Origin of the sequence: Paenibacillus peoriae, from assembly GCF_022531965.1 — a bacterium.
Classification (GTDB): Bacteria; Bacillota; Bacilli; order Paenibacillales; family Paenibacillaceae; genus Paenibacillus; species Paenibacillus polymyxa_D.
In genome coordinates this window covers 652,043-670,601 of sequence record NZ_CP092831.1, presented here as the reverse complement: position 1 = coordinate 670,601, position 18,559 = coordinate 652,043, and the positions used below count along the sequence as shown (strand labels likewise).

14 protein-coding genes and 1 pseudogene are annotated in these 18,559 nt (G+C 44.1%); 3 read left to right on the top strand and 12 right to left on the bottom strand.

Going from position 1 to position 18,559, the window contains the following annotated elements; genetic code table 11:
• Positions 1-37 precede the first annotated feature (37 nt).
• Together MLD56_RS03070 and MLD56_RS03065 are read right to left on the bottom strand one after the other, a co-directional pair.
• Positions 38-294: pseudogene (locus MLD56_RS03070) on the bottom strand (tRNA-binding protein); the annotation flags it as partial.
• Positions 290-1,195 carry a DMT family transporter gene (locus tag MLD56_RS03065; RefSeq protein WP_029515954.1) on the bottom strand — a complete coding sequence of 302 codons (906 nt, stop codon included), beginning with the start codon at positions 1,193-1,195 and terminating at the stop codon, positions 290-292. The gene MLD56_RS03065 and the pseudogene MLD56_RS03070, both read right to left, overlap by 5 nt.
• A gap of 157 nt (positions 1,196-1,352) precedes the next feature.
• Here MLD56_RS03065 and MLD56_RS03060 point away from each other — a divergent pair, with 157 nt between their 5' ends.
• A complete protein-coding gene (locus MLD56_RS03060) occupies positions 1,353-2,246 on the top strand; it encodes an AraC family transcriptional regulator (protein ID WP_029515955.1) in 894 nt (297 codons plus the stop codon).
• Positions 2,247-2,345: 99 nt separating this feature from the next.
• Here the strand turns inward: MLD56_RS03060 and MLD56_RS03055 are convergent, their stop codons facing one another.
• On the bottom strand, positions 2,346-3,140 hold the full coding sequence (locus tag MLD56_RS03055; protein ID WP_029515956.1) for a GNAT family N-acetyltransferase: 795 nt from the start codon (positions 3,138-3,140) through the stop codon (positions 2,346-2,348).
• 449 nt (positions 3,141-3,589) lie between these two features.
• Here MLD56_RS03055 and MLD56_RS03050 point away from each other — a divergent pair, with 449 nt between their 5' ends.
• Positions 3,590-5,512, top strand: coding sequence for a glycosyl hydrolase (locus tag MLD56_RS03050; RefSeq protein ID WP_029515957.1), 1,923 nt, complete (start codon positions 3,590-3,592; stop codon positions 5,510-5,512).
• 259 nt (positions 5,513-5,771) lie between these two features.
• Here MLD56_RS03050 and MLD56_RS03045 read toward each other — a convergent pair whose 3' ends face one another.
• The 6 genes from MLD56_RS03045 to MLD56_RS03020 all read right to left on the bottom strand — a co-directional run bounded on the left by MLD56_RS03045 (position 5,772) and on the right by MLD56_RS03020 (position 15,134).
• Positions 5,772-7,451: an ABC transporter substrate-binding protein gene (locus MLD56_RS03045; protein WP_029515958.1), complete on the bottom strand. Its 1,680-nt coding sequence runs from the start codon at positions 7,449-7,451 to the stop codon at positions 5,772-5,774.
• Positions 7,452-7,493: 42 nt separating this feature from the next.
• The gene (locus tag MLD56_RS03040) at positions 7,494-8,432 is read right to left on the bottom strand and encodes a carbohydrate ABC transporter permease (protein WP_029515959.1); all 939 of its coding nucleotides are present in this window, start codon (positions 8,430-8,432) and stop codon (positions 7,494-7,496) included.
• Between the two features lie 14 nt (positions 8,433-8,446).
• Positions 8,447-9,403: an ABC transporter permease gene (locus MLD56_RS03035; RefSeq protein WP_029515960.1), complete on the bottom strand. Its 957-nt coding sequence runs from the start codon at positions 9,401-9,403 to the stop codon at positions 8,447-8,449.
• A gap of 87 nt (positions 9,404-9,490) precedes the next feature.
• Positions 9,491-11,041 carry a response regulator transcription factor gene (locus MLD56_RS03030; protein ID WP_029515961.1) on the bottom strand — a complete coding sequence of 517 codons (1,551 nt, stop codon included), beginning with the start codon at positions 11,039-11,041 and terminating at the stop codon, positions 9,491-9,493.
• Positions 11,038-12,819, bottom strand: coding sequence for a sensor histidine kinase (locus MLD56_RS03025; RefSeq protein ID WP_029515962.1), 1,782 nt, complete (start codon positions 12,817-12,819; stop codon positions 11,038-11,040). Before MLD56_RS03025 ends, MLD56_RS03030 begins: the two co-directional genes overlap by 4 nt.
• Positions 12,820-12,950: 131 nt before the next feature.
• The gene (locus tag MLD56_RS03020; RefSeq protein ID WP_029515963.1) at positions 12,951-15,134 is read right to left on the bottom strand and encodes an alpha-galactosidase; all 2,184 of its coding nucleotides are present in this window, start codon (positions 15,132-15,134) and stop codon (positions 12,951-12,953) included.
• Between the two features lie 239 nt (positions 15,135-15,373).
• Here MLD56_RS03020 and MLD56_RS03015 point away from each other — a divergent pair, with 239 nt between their 5' ends.
• Positions 15,374-16,213 carry an AraC family transcriptional regulator gene (locus tag MLD56_RS03015; RefSeq protein WP_029515964.1) on the top strand — a complete coding sequence of 280 codons (840 nt, stop codon included), beginning with the start codon at positions 15,374-15,376 and terminating at the stop codon, positions 16,211-16,213.
• A gap of 40 nt (positions 16,214-16,253) precedes the next feature.
• Here MLD56_RS03015 and MLD56_RS03010 read toward each other — a convergent pair whose 3' ends face one another.
• Genes MLD56_RS03010 through MLD56_RS03000 form a run of 3 tightly spaced genes read right to left on the bottom strand, consistent with a single transcriptional unit; the run spans position 16,254 to position 18,405 of the window.
• Entirely contained in the window at positions 16,254-17,138 is an 885-nt protein-coding gene (locus MLD56_RS03010) for a MetQ/NlpA family ABC transporter substrate-binding protein (RefSeq protein WP_029515965.1), read from the bottom strand.
• A 29-nt stretch (positions 17,139-17,167) separates the two neighbouring features.
• Positions 17,168-17,938 carry an SDR family NAD(P)-dependent oxidoreductase gene (locus tag MLD56_RS03005; RefSeq protein WP_029515966.1) on the bottom strand — a complete coding sequence of 257 codons (771 nt, stop codon included), beginning with the start codon at positions 17,936-17,938 and terminating at the stop codon, positions 17,168-17,170.
• A 5-nt stretch (positions 17,939-17,943) separates the two neighbouring features.
• Positions 17,944-18,405 carry an S-ribosylhomocysteine lyase gene (locus MLD56_RS03000; protein ID WP_029515967.1) on the bottom strand — a complete coding sequence of 154 codons (462 nt, stop codon included), beginning with the start codon at positions 18,403-18,405 and terminating at the stop codon, positions 17,944-17,946.
• Positions 18,406-18,559 lie beyond the last annotated feature (154 nt).

Genomic DNA, 18,559 nt, shown 5'->3' with positions numbered 1-18,559 from the left:
GAACGATCATGTCCCGTTAGATTATCCAAGCGTTCTATCACCCAATAGGTGTTCCATCAGGTAGTTTGATATCTGGTTTCAATAGAATCACATCCCCCTTTTCGGGTATTCCTCCAAGAACCAATACCTCTGAGTTAAAGCCTGCTATCCGTCGAGGTGGAAAGTTGACTACACCTATAATTTGTTCCCCTATAATTTGTTCCCCTATAATATCTTCAGCCACATATCTTTCTGTAATTTGCGCACTCGAAGTTTTTACACCGATATCTTGCCAAAATCAATTTCAAATTTAATATTTTGCAACTGTAGTATACTTTAAAGATTTTGCCCAAAAATACATTCCCATACCGAATAAAGTCATGATTCCACCTATGAATTGAAATGCAGAAATGATTTCTCCCAAGAATAAGTAGGCGAGAATTATGGCAAGAACAGGCTCTCCAATAATACCAACTGAGACCGTAGTTGCACCCATTGATTTCAACAACAGATTAAAAATATATTGTCCAAAAATAGTTGGGATTACTGCAAGTAACAAGAAATACATCCATTCCGACGAGTCATATTCAATCAAGGAATAATGATTCAACAAATTGTAGACCAGCAAGACGCTGCCACCAATAAAAAAAACAATAACACTATATAAATTTGCATTTATTTTGTGACTTACTTTCTGTCCTGCCAACATATATGCTGAAACCAAAATTGTTCCCAATAAAGATAATCCATCTCCGATCAATGCCTCTCTCGAAATCCCTATGTCTCCCCAAGCAATAATGATTGAACCGACAAGAGCGGCGATCAAACAAAGTATGGTTAATATGTTGGTTCGGTCTCTGAACATAAAGTATGAACCCATCATTACAAATAAAGGCTGTAAGGATAAGATGACTATGGAGCTCGCAACTGAGGTATATACTAAAGATTCCATCCAGAATAAGAAATGCAACCCGAGAAAAAGACCAGCTATGAAAACGGTAATCCAATCTTTTTTGTTCATTGCTAAGGTACGGAACATTTTCCAAGGTACAAAAGGAAGCATTATGAGTACTGACATATACAATCTGTACATCCCAGCCACAGAGGTTGGAGTATCTGAGGATTTGATCATGATGGATGAGATAGAGACAGACAGTATGCTGATTAAAAGCAAAATATACGGATGAAACGGTAACGACGATTGATTTATTTTCACATGTACGCCTCCAAGAGGTCTTATCCAATCGCCTGTGCACAGGATTGTAATGATAAGCCGAAGATCTGGTATAATAATATCACCACTTTTATTTATTTTGTGTAACTATATCTTTAATTTATATAGAAATATCGTCATCAGAAAGGACCTCGCTAAAATGGAAAAACAATTGCATGAGACCATTCTATATCCCGATGTTTCATTTCCATACATCATGTACACCCATACTATTCATGCAAGTAGTCCTGAAGGTAGAGGATTCAACGATCTACATTGGCATGAGGAACTACAAATCACTTTGGTTACCAAAGGGAAGCTAGTAATCCAAGTTAACGGGATTGATCATGAATTAGAAACAGGTCAGGCCATTTTAATTAATAAAGGTGTTCTTCACGTTACTACACACCTTACACATAACGGCCAATATGTCAGTTTTAATTTTCCGGAGAAGCTGCTGGCCTTTTATGCAGATAGTGCGATGGAAAAAAACTATGTACTGCCTTATACAAACTCTCTCTTATTGTCATTAGTAATCAAAGGAGATGTTGAATGGCAAATTCAAATACTGCAAATGCTTTGGGATATGAAAGAGAAATTTGATATGAAAAAAAACTGGGGATGGGAATATGAGGTTTCTATTAAAACAGTACAATTATGGTTCATCATAATTTCTAACATTTCGCTTTCTTCGGAGGAAGCACCTAAACACATGAAACTGCAACAGGAAAGACTTCAATTGATGCTCAGCTTTATCCATCAAAACTATTCAGACAATATAACACTTCAAGAAATTGCTGAAGTAGCACATTTAAGTATTTCGGAATGCACTCGTAGTTTTAAGAGAACCATTCATATGACACCTTACGACTATTTAATTAAGTACCGTATCAAGAAAAGCAGCGAGTTATTAATTTCAACAGATTCTACAATAACTGAAATAGCCCACAGAGTGGGGTTCAATCATGTAAATCACTTCATTCAATCTTTTAAAAAACATCATGAAAGAACACCTAAAAATTTCCGGAAATTTAGAAATGAAATCAAGGATTAAGGGCTATTTCTTTTCTGGTTGCGTGATACCGCTCTAATACCAACAGTCACCTATATTCCGTTGTACTTCTCAATCGGCGCGCGACAGCGGCCTAATTCGTCAATCAATAGATAGCTTAAAATCAACAATAGTTTGCTCAGCCGTGATCTCATAGCCTAAGCCCTCGTAAAGATATACAGCGGCTTGGTTCTCCTTCAGTACTCCCAGGTAGATATCTGATGAAAGTGATCTGCCCAGTTTTGTAAGTTGGCTCGTCAAGTGCTTTGCTAGGCCTTTCCCTCTGTGGGTAGGGCTTGTGTATATGTTTCCGAGCTCAACGAGTTTAGAATCATAAAAGTGGAAGCCGCCCACGGCAATAAAATGACCACATTCCTTTATCCCAAGGAAAGGATATTGTTCGAGTTCGCTCCTCGTAAAAAATTTCATGCCGCCATTTCGTAATAAATCCACTATATCTGAAAGGTCATTTTCCTTAACTAGCTCAGTCCAGTTTGAATCGAGCAGTTTCGATTGATCCATATGCTTCATTGTTAAAAAACGTTGTGGGTTACCCATTATAAGACCATGAGATCGAAAAAGTTGAAGGTCACGATTACAGAGGATTGTACCACAAACAGTATTTTTCTTAAGTTGAATGATTTCCTCAGTAAAAGTAATAAGAGCTGGAAAGTTAAGTTTCTCGCGATTTATGCAATGGAAAGAAAAAGCAGGGAAGGATAGCCCCCAAAAGTATGCTAAGACCGCCGTCAGCTTGTCGTCTATATATTGACCAACAAATTTAGCCTGCTCCTTACGTTGACTTAAATAGCTATAGAATAACAAGTGTTGGTCTCTATTAATCTGGTCAGTTAATTGACTAATTGTTTCGTAGGTAAGCAATCGATGAGAAATCATTTATTAGTCCCTTTCATTAGTCATACTTTTCCTATGCGTGGAATACCTACTGGCATGATACCACAAATTGAAACTATTCTTCCCGCTTATTCCATATAGCCTTAAAAAATATTGGGTTATACATTTCTATAAAGATAAATTGTTTGCCGCCGGAGTATAAAAATCCATAATTTAAGGATGATTTTTCCCGAAATTCATTGTATGGTTCCTGCCTCGCGTCTAATTTATGATGAAATAAAAGAGAGGTGAGGCACTGAAAAAATTAATGACAAATATTGAAAACGCATACAAATGAAGAGGGAATGTTTAAAAGTGCAAGCTGGTCCTTAATCACCTGTCATCGATTACTTCAAAGTGTACTTAATATGTATACACTTATGAAAGCGTTTTCTGTACGATGCGTTGCAGATTAACTAAGGCGTTAACATCTAATTCAAGGAGTGAGTCATATGCCAGACCCATGGAAAAAAAGGTTTCTCAGTATTCTCAGTTTTGTTCTCTTATCCTTTTTGTTGGTATCTCTCAGTTTAATTCCAAGCCTAGCAAAAGCAGAATCAGCTCACTTGGTCACTGACGGTAGCCCCTCTCCTATAGTCGTCAGCTCCAAAAATGCAATTCTTCAAGGTTACGGGGTAGAAAAACGGGATATACCCTATACCGGCGATACGCTTTATAAAGGCGATGGCTATGTATCCTTCTTTTATGACTATGACCCAAACTCAGGAAAGTCTGACGGGACGGCTACGTTTAAAGTGAACGTGCCTACAGCAGGTCTTTATAGGCTGAGCCTCGGCTACTACATTCCGGCGGACACCGGCTCCAAGGATACCAGCATCAAGGTCAATGGCACAATGGCTGAAAACGTAACGCTGGCTGCTCCTCCGAAAGGTGCGGCGGTGAACGAGAAAATGGTAACTAAGATCATGCTGAATGCTGGCACAAACGAGCTGACTTTTTCAAGAGGCTGGGGATATTACGGGATCGAGTATGTGAAGGTTGAATTCGCCAATCTGCCTGCTGCCATAAGCAAAATGGAAGCCGAAGAAGGAGCCATTACTGGTGAGGTCAGCATCGAAGCTGCTGATACGGGTTATTCCGGTACCGGTTACGCAGCCTTTAAAGGCACAGGGTCGTTAACCTTTGCCTATAACGCAGCCTCAAGCGGGCTTTACAATCTTGCAATCGGTTACAGTAACCCCAATGGAGACAAAAAGACTCAATTGGTGGTCAATGGCCAGACCAGCGAAACATCACTCCCGACAACAGTAAGCTACACAGAGGTATCTGGCGGTAAACTGATGCTGAGTGCGGGAAACAATACCATACAGTTCAATGTCGATTCGGACCAATATCATATCGACTACGTCAAGCTGTCAGCAGTGTCCCCCCCGAAATTGCATCAGATTGAGAAAAAGCCAGTAAACCCGAATGCGACTGCGGAAACCAAGGCACTTATGGGTTATCTCGTCGATAGTTACGGCAGCAATATTCTTTCCGGTCAGCACACTCTTGAGGATGCCCAGTGGATTAAAGACCAAACTGGAAAGTATCCTGCGATGTTATCAACGGACATGATGGATTATTCCCCCTCTCGCATCGAACATGGCGCCACCTCAACTGAAGTGGAAAAGGCGATTCAATGGGCCAAAGAAGGTGGAATTGTCACATTCGCATGGCACTGGAATGCTCCTAAGGGACTGCATGATATTCCCGGCAAAGAATGGTGGCGCGGGTTTTACAAGGACGCTACTACATTCGACGTTCAATATGCGCTCACTCATCCCGAGTCGGAAGAGTATCAGCTTATCCTAAGGGATATCGATGCTATTGCTGCTCAGTTGAAACGTCTCCAAGACGCTCACGTTCCGGTGCTGTGGAGACCGCTGCACGAGGCGGAGGGCAAATGGTTTTGGTGGGGCGCCCAAGGGCCAGACTCCGCCAAGCAACTGTACCATATCATGTACGACCGCCTAACAAACTACCATCACCTGAACAACCTGATCTGGGTATGGAACTCTGAGAGCCCCGAGTGGTATCCGGGAGACGATGTCGTCGATATTGTAAGTGTGGATATCTACAACCAGGCGGCTAATTATAGCCCAAGTATCGGCAAGTATGACAGCTTGGTGAATCTCGTGCAAGGCAAGAAGCTGGTTGGTCTGTCCGAAAACGGTCCGATTGGCGATCCTGAATTATTTCAAACATATTCAGCGCATTGGCTCTTTTTCACCACATGGACAGGCGACTTCATCCGCAACGGACAATATAACTCCCTGGATCATCTCATAAAAGTGTTCAACAGCGATTACGTGATCACGAGGGATGAGCTTCCCCAAGACCTATTTACTTCGTCCAAGAATGAAGCGGAGTAAATTACTTTAAACGTATCCGTAACTATACCGTCCCATCCAGCGTCGTAAAGTAACGAAGTAGTCTTCCTCTAACAAACAGCGGCCGCCTCTGAAAATAACCAGGGTAGCCGCTGTTTATTTGTACCTCAAATGCTCCATATTTCTATTCTCCCGTTTCGTTAATGTAGCTACTTTTCTAACCAAGAGACCATTATGAAAAAGGACCGTCTCCTCTCCGGCAGGAAAGTGGAAACGGCCCCGTTCTTTTATGCGAAACGAGTTAGTTCGTGGACCACAGCTTAATTCGGTCTTGGATATGCTTGGTAAAGGATTGTTCCATTTCTTGCACTCCAGCTTTCTCTAGTTCTGCCATATAGGCATCCCAAACCTTGTCGAAGTTTTCCGGTTTAGTCATGACAGCTTCCGGAATTCGTTTCCATGTAATATCCTTCATCTTGGCTCCAAGAATAACAGCCGGATCGTCATTGGGAAGAGACATTGTATATGCTGCTCCGTATGCTCTAGGCGGAAATTCCTCTTCCTTCGGGAATAGATCTTTCCAGTGCTCGATCTTATAAGCCTTAAGAACTTCCTTCTCCGACTTATTGTAAGTCGCTGTCAGCAGTTCTGGATAACTACGAGTGAAATAGTTGCCGGTTGAGTCCTCGATGCCATCACCATAATGGACCGACAAGTTCCAATATAGGCCGATTCCAGACTCTTTTTGGAAAGCCGCATTGTCATTGTTTATCCGTTCAAGTACAGCCGGAGTAATCGTCCGTTTGCCGTCTTTCATCGTGTAATGCTTTCCTTCAATTCCCCAGTTATTCAGGACTTGCCCCTCTTCCGATGCTAGAAAGTCGAGAAACTGGATAGCGCGTACCGGATCCTTGCATTTGCTAGAGATTGAGATTCCGTACCCCCCATCAAAACCAGGCAGCCAGAAGTTGGTATCCTTGTACTCCTTGCTCATGGTAACTGGATAATGACCGTAAGTCTGATCGAATTTGCCCTCCGCCTTCAGCGCATTTTGTCCGTCGCCATAGTCCCATTCCGGATCGGCCAGGCCCAGTACGCGACCTGAAGCCACTTTCGCTTTAAACTGGTCAGTCTTTTGCACAAAGCTTTCCGGATCAAGTAATCCAATGGCATTCATGTGATTCAACCAGCGAAAATATTCTTTTTCTTCCGGTCGACGGAAATGATAAGTCGCTTGGTGTGTTTTTTGATCGATGTAGTATTCACCATCGTCTGGTCCCCCAGTTGTTTGGAATCCTGAGTTCGTTACCTGGTACATATGCCAATCGTCCGCATTTAGGGACAGTCCGATATTTTTGTTGCCATTTTCATCCGTCGGATGCTTGGTTAGATAGTCCTTAATGACTTTTTCAAAATCCTGTACCGTACGAATGTCTGGGTATCCCGCTTCCTTGACGACACGGTGTTGGAGTTTAAATCCTACGTCGGGTTTGATTTTTTTCTCTTCGACAGCAGACCAAGTTGGAATCACATAGATTGATGGGTCGTCCAAACTGTACTTTGTTCGAACAAGCTTGTCACCCAGCATTTTTTTGATGTTTGGTGCATGCTTGTCGATCAAATCCGTCAGATCAATGATTGCGCCAGCATCGACAAGTTTGCCAACATCCGCCTTAGCAGCGATTAAATCAGGATAGTTTCCTGTGGCAGCAATCAATGAAATCTTTTGGACCGGGTCACCGACAGCGAATTCAGCATCAAGGGTTACTCCCGTTTTTTCAGCGATGACCTTACCGACTTCATCCTTCATGCCATTCCAATTTGTGCTGGAGTCTTCCGAAAAATAAGTAAGCGTGATGTCACCCGTTGTTACGGCCTTGGTAGCCTCGGACGGATTATTACCGCTGCACCCTGCAAGGGTCGCCACTAAAGTCAGTGACATTACGAAAGATACGATCATTCTGTTTTTTCTTGACTTCATGGAGCGAAACCTCCCTGTATAATGAATGTTTGCTGCTTCGTTTTAGCTTTTTACCGCTCCAAGCGTCATACCTTTAACAAAATACTTTTGTAGAAAAGGATAGACGATAAGAATCGGGACTGTAACAATGATGGTGATTGCCATTTTGACCGATTCCGGAGACACTTGTGCCATACGCTCAGCCATATTGGCAGCATCCTGAGAATTGGTTGCGCTCGTTGTAGTACTCTGCAAAATTTTCATCAATTCATATTGAAGGGTCGTCAACGATTCGTTAGACCCATTAAACAGATAAGTATCGAACCAAGAGTTCCATTGCCCTACTGCCAAGAAGAGCGCTACGGTCGCTAATGCTGGTTTGCAAAGAGGAAGAATAACGCGCCAATATATCGTGAAATCGTTGGCACCATCTAGCTTAGCTGATTCTTGCAACGCATAAGGCAGACCATCAATGAAGGAACGAATAATGAAGACATTAAACGCACTTACAAGGCCGGGTAAAATATAGACGGCAAATGTATCAATCAAATGCAATTCCTTCATCAAGATAAAACCTGGGATTAATCCCCCGGAAACATACATGGTGACGGCAAGAAAGATTGAGATGAACCTTCGAGCTTGAAAGTCACTTCGTGCAAGCGTATACGCAAGCATCGAACCGCTGGCCAAGCCCGCTACGGTGCCAATGACGGTCCGCAGAAAGGATATCTTGAATCCAGTGATTAACCCCTCATAGGTGAAAATCAAATCGTAATTCTTCAACGTAAATTGTCTTGGCCAGATGGTGATTCCCCCTCTAATGGTATCTACCGAATCATTAAAAGAGATAGCCAGTACATTTAAGAACGGATAGATTGTTAGAACGGTTACCACAATCATGAAAAGATAAACAACGACTTCTAAGATTCGATCTTGTGGTGATTTCGCCTTAAGCCAGTTGTTTAATCGGCCGACTGGCGTACTGCTTTTGACAGCCTCCATGTCCTTTATCCTCCCTACATAATACTCTCGTTGGTATAGCGCTTAAAGATTCCGTTAGCCGCAAACAATAGGATCAGGCTTATCACCGAATTAAAGATATTAATTGCCGTTCCGAAAGAGTAACGTCCCATCGCCAGACCATAATTAAGCGCATACAAATCAAGTACTTCAGAGTAATCAATGACCAGGTGATTGCCCAGCAAAAATTGTTTCTCGAATCCCGTACCGAGCAAATGACCAATAGACATAATCAGGAGGATGATAATGGTCGGCCGGATCCCTGGCAGCGTGATATGCCACATTTGCCGGAATCGGCTAGCGCCGTCGACCCGCGCAGCCTCGTATAATTCAGGACCAATACCGGCGATGGCAGCCAGATAAATAATGGCGTTCCAACCTGTTTCCTTCCAGATGTCTCCGAAGGTTACAACCCACCAAAATAATTTACCTTGGGCCATAAACTGGATCGGCTGTTCGATGATGCCTAGACCCATGAACATATCATTCACGACACCGCCATCCGCTGAAAGCATTTTGGTGACAATGCCTGCAGCAACCACCCATGAAACAAAGTGCGGCAGATAAGATACCGTCTGAACAAATCGCTTTATAACCTGGATACGAACCTCGTTGAGCAGTAAAGCAAAGACAACCGGCACGATAAAACCGGCGATCAGTCCCATAAGACTCATAGCCAGCGTGTTCCGCAGCACTTGGTAGAAATGATCATCTCGGAACAAAGTACGAAAATGCTCCAAGCCCACCCACTTTTGCTCAAAAAAACTCAAACCGGGTTTATATTTTTGAAAGGCCATTGTCCAGCCCCATAGCGGCAAATACTGGAAGACAAAAACCCAAATAACAAACGGAATGGACATGTAGTAAAGATACCTCTGGCTTTTAAATACCTTCCAAGCATTCCTCTCCGTCTTTTTGTATGCCTTTTCCGAAACCACTGTTACCGCTTTCATTTTTTTCATCCCCTCTCTTAAAATCCATCATAAAACAGAGAGGAGTCCGGGCCCATACAACGGATTTCGGGAAAAATCATACACAAATTATGGATTTCTATATTCCGACGGTGAACGGCCTTCGTACCTTTTGAATTTGCTGTAAAAGTAGTTGACGCTTGTATAGCCCACGCTTTCAGCGACTTCGTATACTTTCATTCCCTGATCCAGCAGCTCCTTGGCCTTTTGGATGCGGACTCGGTCCAGATAAGTGTTAAAGTACTCCCCCGTCTTGTTCTTGAATAGCTGGCCCAAATAGGCAGTACTATAGTTTAGTAGTCCAGCCAGCGTTTCCAGCTTCAGGTTGTCTGTATAATGACTGTGAATGAAGTCGATCATTTTTTTGAATTCCTGCTCCTTTCCACGAGGTTCGGAGTCTTTCGCCAAAGCTAGCAGGAAACGGTAGGTCTCTTCCAAAAGATCATGTAAATGATCATGCTGGTATATCCCATTCAAAAAACGGGAAACTTCCTCCGTCTCTTTCAACTCGATACAGAAACCCGCGGTCAGCTTGTGAATGACCGCATTGGACAGAAAGAAGAACGACTCTTTGATCAACTTCTCATCTTGCCCCTGTTGGAGAAAAAATGCAGCCGCCTCGTTCAATAATGGCAGTATTGCGGTTTGGTTTCCTACTTCCAGACTGTAATACAGGCGGAAGATGAATTCCTCCATCGTTTCCTCAGCTTTATCAGCAGATAATCGGGGGGAATCCAGCGCAGGAGAAAAGAAAGGATACGGACCTAGCAGTCGGTTCTTCTCACTGAAAAAGGATTGTTTTACCGCTTCCTGGGCCTTTAAAAAAGATTTACAAATATCTTCAGGAGCAGATACTGCCCCTCCGGTTGCAGCGACGAACCTAACATTATCCGCAGCATTACGAATCTCATTGTGCAGAATTTCACGCCGTTCTCTTCCGCGCAGCGGCGCGTTGAGCAACAGGACTGTATACGGCGGGATTACTGTGACAAGCCCCATCATCTGCCCCTCGATCTTTGCCTTTAATCCATTCGAAAGCTGGTATGCGACATCAGAACGGTCCACTTCAGAAACACGCGAGTAGACGACCACGACTTCGTAGTTGCTCCACAACAAATCCGCTTCTATTGCCTTACTTCTCAACTTGGCCGGATCTTCAGTTCTCTCTTGAGGGACAAGCAGGCTATGCAGGTATAAATCCCGATTTATAACCTCTCTCTTACGCCACTCCCCTTGAAGACGCTCCTCTTCGATCCGCTCGCGTATCCGTTTTAAACTGGACGACATTTCATCAATGTCGACCGGTTTAACGAGATAGCCGAATACCCCATATTTGATCGCTTGTTTGGCATACTCAAAGTCGGCATATCCACTGAGGATCATAAAGTGCAAATGATGACCGCTGGATCTCAAGTGCTCAATCAACTGTAGGCCATCCATAACCGGCATGCGGATATCGACGATTACGACATCAGGGGCTTTTTCCTCGATGACTTCCAGTGCTTCTTTTCCATTGGCTGCCGTAGCTGTAACGATAAATCCGAGGCTTTCCCATGGGATCAGCGTTTGAAGCCCTTGGCGAAGCTTCGGCTCATCGTCAACGATGACTACCTTAATCATTTGGATTCACCCCCAGGTATGAAAAACTGAATACAAGTGCCTTTCCCAGGCTCGCTCTCAATATGTAAAGCACTTGAGGTCCCATACAGTAAGACGAGACGATCATTTACGTTTCGTAGTCCAATTCGCTGGACCTCCTGTTCATGTACGGATGCAGCAAGCTCTGCTTGTACTAGGGCGAGACGATCGGCCGTGAAACCAGCGCCGTTGTCACATACCATAACTCGAACCCCCTCCGGGATTTCCTTAACTTTCACTTCAATGACAGCTCCTTCTGCTTGATTATCCAGACCATGTACAATAGAATTTTCCACCAATGGTTGGATAATCAGAGGTGGAACCAACATTTCCTCCAAATTTGGATCAACGGTTAAGCGATACTCCAAACGGTCTTCATACCGAAACTTTTGAAGATCGAGATAACAGCACACTTGCTCAAGCTCTTTACGCAGTGGAATCTTGTCGTTACCAGCCTCCAGACTGCTGCGCAACAACGCGCTCAACTGCCAGACTGCTTTAGCGATATCGTCCTGTTGGCGAATGTGGGCCTCCATTCTGATAGACTCCAAAGAATTGAAGAGAAAATGCGGATTGATCTGGCTTGCCAGCATCTTGAACTTGATCTCGTTTTGTCTTTGCTCCACGAGACTTTTCTGGCGATTCGTCTCTTGAACCTCCTGAACCAAATCGTTCACGCTGCTGACGAGCGCGTTAAATTCCCTCGATAATAGACCCACTTCATCTTTCCCATCGATATGGAGATAGGTTTCCCATGAGCCCGTCCCTACTTGGGTCATATGCTTGCTCAAGCGAAGAAGCCTTCTGGATAATAGCGAAGCAGAAGCATAGATCAGCAAGGCTGCAAATATCAGGCTGGCTGTGATCGCGATTCCGCCAAGCCATATCACTTGATTAGCATCTCGGGTAATCTCAGAAACGGAAAAAATGGAAATAATGCGAAGTCCATTCCAGCTATTCTGTGGAGCTAGATTGGCGATAACCACCTTCGACGCTTTTCCATCGATGAGCATGTTATAACTTCCTTCCTGATGGAAAAGTATATTTTCGTCGGCATGAATTTCAGAAAGATTCTTCCCGAACAACTCTGCTTCATTGGACGCGACAATCTGATTCCGGTTATCCACGATCAAGGTAGGGAACGATTCCTGATTCAGGATTGAGTTTAATTGGCGTTGGTTAACATTTATGACCAGAACCCCTTTTCGTCCTGGTGAATTCACTGAGAATGATCGAATCAGGCTGAGATAATCGGCATCGTCCCTCTCATCCTTGATTAAATTCCAGCCGGCCAATCCTTTCTGCTCTATGGCCTCCTTGTACCAATCTGCGGTTGTCATTCTATCATCCGGTTGGATAAATTCCCAATTATTAAGTGCTCCAGGATTAGAGACATAGACACGGATGCCGGATATCTCTTTGTATAACTGGAGGTAGTCACGGATACCTGTATACTCCCGGTATGCCTGAATGACTTCGATGTAGCTGTCATACTTCTGGCTGGCTACCATTTTCATCCGATTGTCATTGGTCAGCCGGTACGAGATGTCCAGCGGCACTTTGATCAATTCTTCTGTACGATTTCGGACCCGCTCGACATTGTTGGACACTTGCATAAAGGCGTCTTTAATGACGGCCTCTCGAAGCTTCCCCGTCAGAAACAGGCCACATAACAGCAAGGGAAGAACAGCTACCGAAATGAATGTAAGCGTCATCTTCTTTCTCAGTTTCATGTCATTCATCATTCGTATAAAAAACATGGCTTGGCCCTCCCCAATCAGTACGGCTGCTGCGCGCAAAATGCCCCTTTTATACAAAAAGGGGCATGCATAACTCAATCGATTGTTTTTTATCTTTTGCCAATTGTACTGTTGTACTGATCCTTTAAGCCTTAAGCCTTGTTGGACCTTATTGCCCGGAGCCTGAACCATCCACTTTCATAGTCTTTCTGTCTGTAGACAAGAGGAAGCCCCAACTTCCTAAGCCTATCCCCCCCATGGATAGACTTTTGTCCGCTATTTCCTGACTGAACTTCATATTCGAGTTCTGGATTAAGTCCGTCAAGGCGGAGGGCTCGCCAAGGCGCGTTCGGGACAGCCATCACTTGGAAATAGTAGACGATGGCATCCTCTTGGTCTTCAGAAACAAACATCCAAGCCGACTCGTTATTTTCAAACGGACTCTTTAGGCGATACAAGTCACCCTTCTGTACTAAACCACGAATCTGCTTGTAGACTGCGATTTGGCGTTTGACCGTCTCTTTTTCCTCATCGGTGAATTTCGTGAGATCAAGCTCATATCCAAAATTCCCGGACATGGCTACATCACCTCGAAAATCAAGGGGCGTTATGCGTCCAACTTGATGGTTCGGAACTGCCGAGACATGCGCCCCGGTTGCGCTTACAGGATAGACAAGGCTAGTTCCATATTGAATCTTCAGGCGTTCCACCGCATCGGTATTATCACTAGTCCAGACTTGAGGCATGTAGTAAAGCATGCCTGGATCAAAGCGTCCTCCGCCACTTGAACAGCTCTCGAAAAGAATATGCGGAAATTCAGTGGTGACGCGCTCCAATAATTCATACAATCCAAGAACATAGCGATGGGCAGTCTCGGATTGGCGTTCCGGCGGCAGAGCAGCGGAACCGATTTCCGTCAGGCAGCGGTTCATATCCCATTTCACGTAAGAAACCGGCACGCTGGAGAAAATGGCAGCCAGCGAATCGTAGATGAAATCGCGCACTTCCTTGCGAGTATAGTCCAGCACTAGTTGCCATCTGGCTTCGCTGCGCCTCCGTCCCGGAACGTGAAGGCACCAGTCCGGATGCTCCCGGTACAACTCACTGTCTGGAGAGATCATCTCTGGCTCAAACCAGAGCCCGAACTCAAGACCCAGCTGATTGATACGTTTCGCGACATCCGCAAGTCCGTCTGGCAGCTTCCGACGATCCTCGTACCAATCGCCAAGAGACGAATTGTCGGAATCTCGTTTTCCGAACCAACCGTCATCTAAGACAAATAGTTCGATGCCTAGCTCAGCCCCCTCTTTCGCGATCGATACCAACTTATCTGCATTGAAGTCAAAATAGGTAGCTTCCCAGTTGTTGACCAGAATAGGTCTTTCTTCGTCCCGATATTTCCCTCGGCAAAGTCGAGTCCGATACAAGCGATGATACGTCCGCGACATATCTCCCAGGCCTTGACCGGAGTAAACCATAACGGCTTCTGGCGTTTGGAAACTCCCCCCTGGGCTCAGTAACCACGAAAAGTCAAAGGAGTTCACGCCGATGTTAAACCGTGTGGAGCCAAATGAATCCATTTCTGCTCCCGCCTCAAAGCCCCCGCTATACACAAGGCTAAAGCCGAATGCCTCGCCATAGCTTTCCGTTGTCTCCCGAGTGACCAATGCAGTAAAAGGGTTGAGTTGATGGCTGCTCATGCCCCTTTTACTATCAATTCGGGTTTCACCTTGAAGAATTGGTTTGCGGGTAATATTCCCTTCCCGAGCCCATGCTCCCGAAAGATACATGAATTCCAAATCGCTTTTACCCGAAACATCGACACTGGCACTTAGTGCACGAAGGAGCCTAAGATTCTTTTCCCCCGCATTACTCAAGCGAGCCGAACGAGCGATTACGTTTCGATCCGCGAAAACGGTGTAAAGAAGAACCACTTTAAGACCTGAAAAGGCATCTTTTAATTCCAGTTCCAGCGTATCCGCTTCGTCTTCATTCTCGGTATATACGGCCGGAAGCCCGCTTAATGATGGCTTTCCCTTCATGATACGGTAACCATCGTACTTCAACTCCGTAATACGAGTTCCATCCTCAAGTTCTACTTGATACGCCGGGGTACGGAAGTCTCCACTCCCATACTGCGGATACTCTTGCGGAAGCCGATCCAATCCAGCCGTCGCAGAAGTGTGAGGCAATAGATCGGCAGTTGATTCGCGATGCTTCAGCCTATCTCCCCAGTATACATGCACAGGAAATCCATCCACAACCTGAATAATATAACTCATGCCCGACGACTGTAGATGAAACAGCCCCGTTTGCTCTTGAACAATGATACCCATTGGGAAAATAACCCCTCTCTTAGATAATAATCATCGGAGATCCACACCAAAAAGGCACTTAGAAGAATCTTTATGTAGCAGGCATCAACTAAGCTCATATGGTGTAAAGCTTGATAAGATCCAACAATATAGCAGCAGGCTCTACAGAAATCATATATTAATTTTAGATATGAAGTACATGGCATGGTGCTCACTATTTATGTTATAATGCTTGATAATTTACATAAGGAGATTTTACCGTGATAGAGTATTTGCCACGTAGTAAACAGCACTCTGAATTGTATCTAACTCAGTTTGGTATAGAGAAATGCATACCCAGTCACTCTTTTGGACCTGCGATAAGAGATCACTATTTGCTCCATTATGTTTTGGACGGAGAGGGTACCTTCGAGGTTGGCGGGTTCAGTTATCGCTTGCGGAAAGGACAGTGGTTTCTAATCTGCCCCCAAGTCATCACTTATTATCAAGCCGATGTGGTGAATCCTTGGTCTTATTGCTGGTTTGGTTTTAACGGGGTACTGGCAGAAACACTCCTCAAGCAAGCAGGCCTAACGATGACGCGTCCAATCCTCAACTTTGAAGGAGACCATTTGATTTATCAGTATTTGCAGCTCATGAACGAATCAAGTGGATGCCATAAAGCTCGGGAAACCAGACTGACCGGTCTGCTATGCCTAATGTTATCGGAGCTTATAGAGTTCGGTCCGGTAACACCTCCTGAACAAAAGGAAAGCCGGGCGGAAATTTACGTGGAAAAAGTGAAGGATTTTATCGAAATGAATTATGCTCAGAAGATTACCATTGAGCACATTGCAAATTTTATCGGACTCAATCGGAGCTATTTATGTTCGTTATTCAAACAACAAGTGAACACAAGCATTCAGGATTATTTGGTTCGCTATAGGATCAACAAAGCATGTGAAATGATGGGAAACGCTGAACTTTCGATCGGTGATATTTCCCGTTCAGTCGGCTATAACGATCCTTTACTCTTCTCGAAAATTTTTAAAAAGATAAAGGGATTCTCCCCCAAACACTATCGAATCGAAACCCATGCTCAAACTCAAGCCGACTACTAACAAAAGAGGTCAACCCGAAAAACTGGCTGACCTCATAAGTTTATTTTGTTGTAGTTTGTCCTTCCAAATAAGAAACCGGCTCTTTAACTTCTACTTTGGTACCGCCAAATTCATCTTTAATGAATTTTTGAGTATCCTCGTTATGATAGAGATCCGCTAACTTTTGCAGCCCTTTGTTATTTGCCTTATCAGATGAAGTCACCAGAACGTTAATATTATTTTTGGTTGCCTGACTGATTTCCTCATGGAACAAGGAATCTTTCAGTACATTCAGGCCCCCTTCTAAAGCAATCGTATTCCCAATCAGCACCAAGCCTACATCTTGAATCACTCGTGGGCCTGTTTTGTCATCAATGAGTTCAAATTTCAGGTTTTTAGGATTGCTAGTAATATCATTGACTGTACCCAAGGCATCATTAAAGTCAGCCTTAAGCTTGATCAAACCGGAGGCTTCCAATAACTTCAAACCTCTTGCCGTATTGGCCGGGTTATCTGCCAAAGCTACCAGAGCCCCGTCAGTCACTTCATCGATGCTTTTGAATTTTTGCGAATAAATCCCCATCGGCTCCAGATAGGTTGTGGCTATCGCCTTCAAATCGGCTTTGCTCTCTTTGTTATAGCTAACCAGGTACGCCCATGATTGGAATGCATTCACGTCTACTTCGCCTTCTTTGGTTGCATTGTTCGTTTCGATTCCACCGTTAATTTCTTTCACTTCAATGTCCAGCTTGGCATCCTTGGCGGCCTGGGACTGGGCAATATGCTTCCATATCTGGGCGTCAGAGCCCATGGATCCGATGACTACTTTTTGCGTTTCCGAACCGGAAGCGGCGCCGGAGCCATTGCTGTCCGAACTTTTAGTACCACATCCTGCGGCAATTAATAATAAACTAATCCCTAATAGTAAAACGAACGATTTTCTCATGTTGTTTTCCCCCAGATCATGCTAGTATGCTAGTGCATCGTCATTCCACCTGTAACATTAATCGCTTGTCCTGTCATGTATGCAGAGAGCGGACTTGCCAGAAACAGCACTACATTGGCAACATCCTCCACCTCGGCCGTTCTCCCCAAAGGGACCTGTGAACAATCTTCTTCGTATATTTCTTGAGCGGTCATTCCGCGAATGACGCCTCCTTCAATCCGTTCACGATGCTTCATCGGCGTTTCTACAATGCCAGGGCAGACCGCATTTACCAAAATATTTTGCCGGGCAAGCTCAATGGCCATCACCTTGGTCAAGCCGAGAACCGCATGTTTGGAAGCACAATATCCGCCCATCGCCCGATATCCATTTTTTCCAGCCTGCGAAGCCATTTGAATAATTCGTCCTGCTTTACGAGCAGCCACCATTTCTTTGGCAAAACGTTTGGACGTTACATATAATCCGGTTGAATTGATCGAAAATACTTTCTCCCAATCAGCCAACTCACTATCAATGACATAATCCATCGTAGAAGTACCCGCGCAGTTCACCAATATATCAGGAACTCCCGCTTCGCTGATTAGTAAATCGCACCATCTTTCGATATCATCCGGTTTGGATATGTCCAATTGAGTTTCAACCAACTGTGGATTGACCACTCTATACGGCTCTTCATAAGAGATATCAGCAGAAATCACTTTAGCTCCGCTTTGAATGAAAAGCTCTACAATTCCCTTGCCTATGCCTGACTTACCGCCTGTCACTACCGCTGTCTGATGAGATAGGTCAATCGAAATCATAGATTTTACAATACTCTTTCGAAAGGATCGCGGCTAATGCCTGCTTCCAATACAATTTTCACATATTCCTGCGCAGAGAAAAGGGAGTGGTCCTTGTAGTTCCCACATTCCAAAGCAGTAACAGCCGGGACCTCTGTCGTTTCCAGAATTCTTTTCAAGGTTTTTTCCAAAGCGAGTGCAATTTCCTCAGGCTCATGTTCATTCCATAAAATCAAGTAGAACCCCGTTCTGCATCCCATAGGAGAGATATCAATAATTCCTTTGATTTCATCTCTCAGATACGTGGCTAATAAGTGCTCCAGCGTATGTACAGCTGCTGTCGGAAGTGCATCTTCATTGGGTTGCAAAAATCTCAAGTCATACTTTTGTACTGTGCTTCCTTTTTCGTCATGCTCTACTCCCGCTGCTCTTACATAAGGAGCCTTTACAATCGTGTGATCTAATTGAAAACTTTCTACTTTTGCCATTTTTCTTTTCCTCTTTTCTGTAATTTATATTTTTAATCTAATGATGGATACTCTACATTTGTGATTTTTTTCAAAGAATTAAATGCTCCAAATCAGCATTTTTGTAATTATACATCGGATTACTCGGTTTTACCACTATAATTCTTGTCGTATT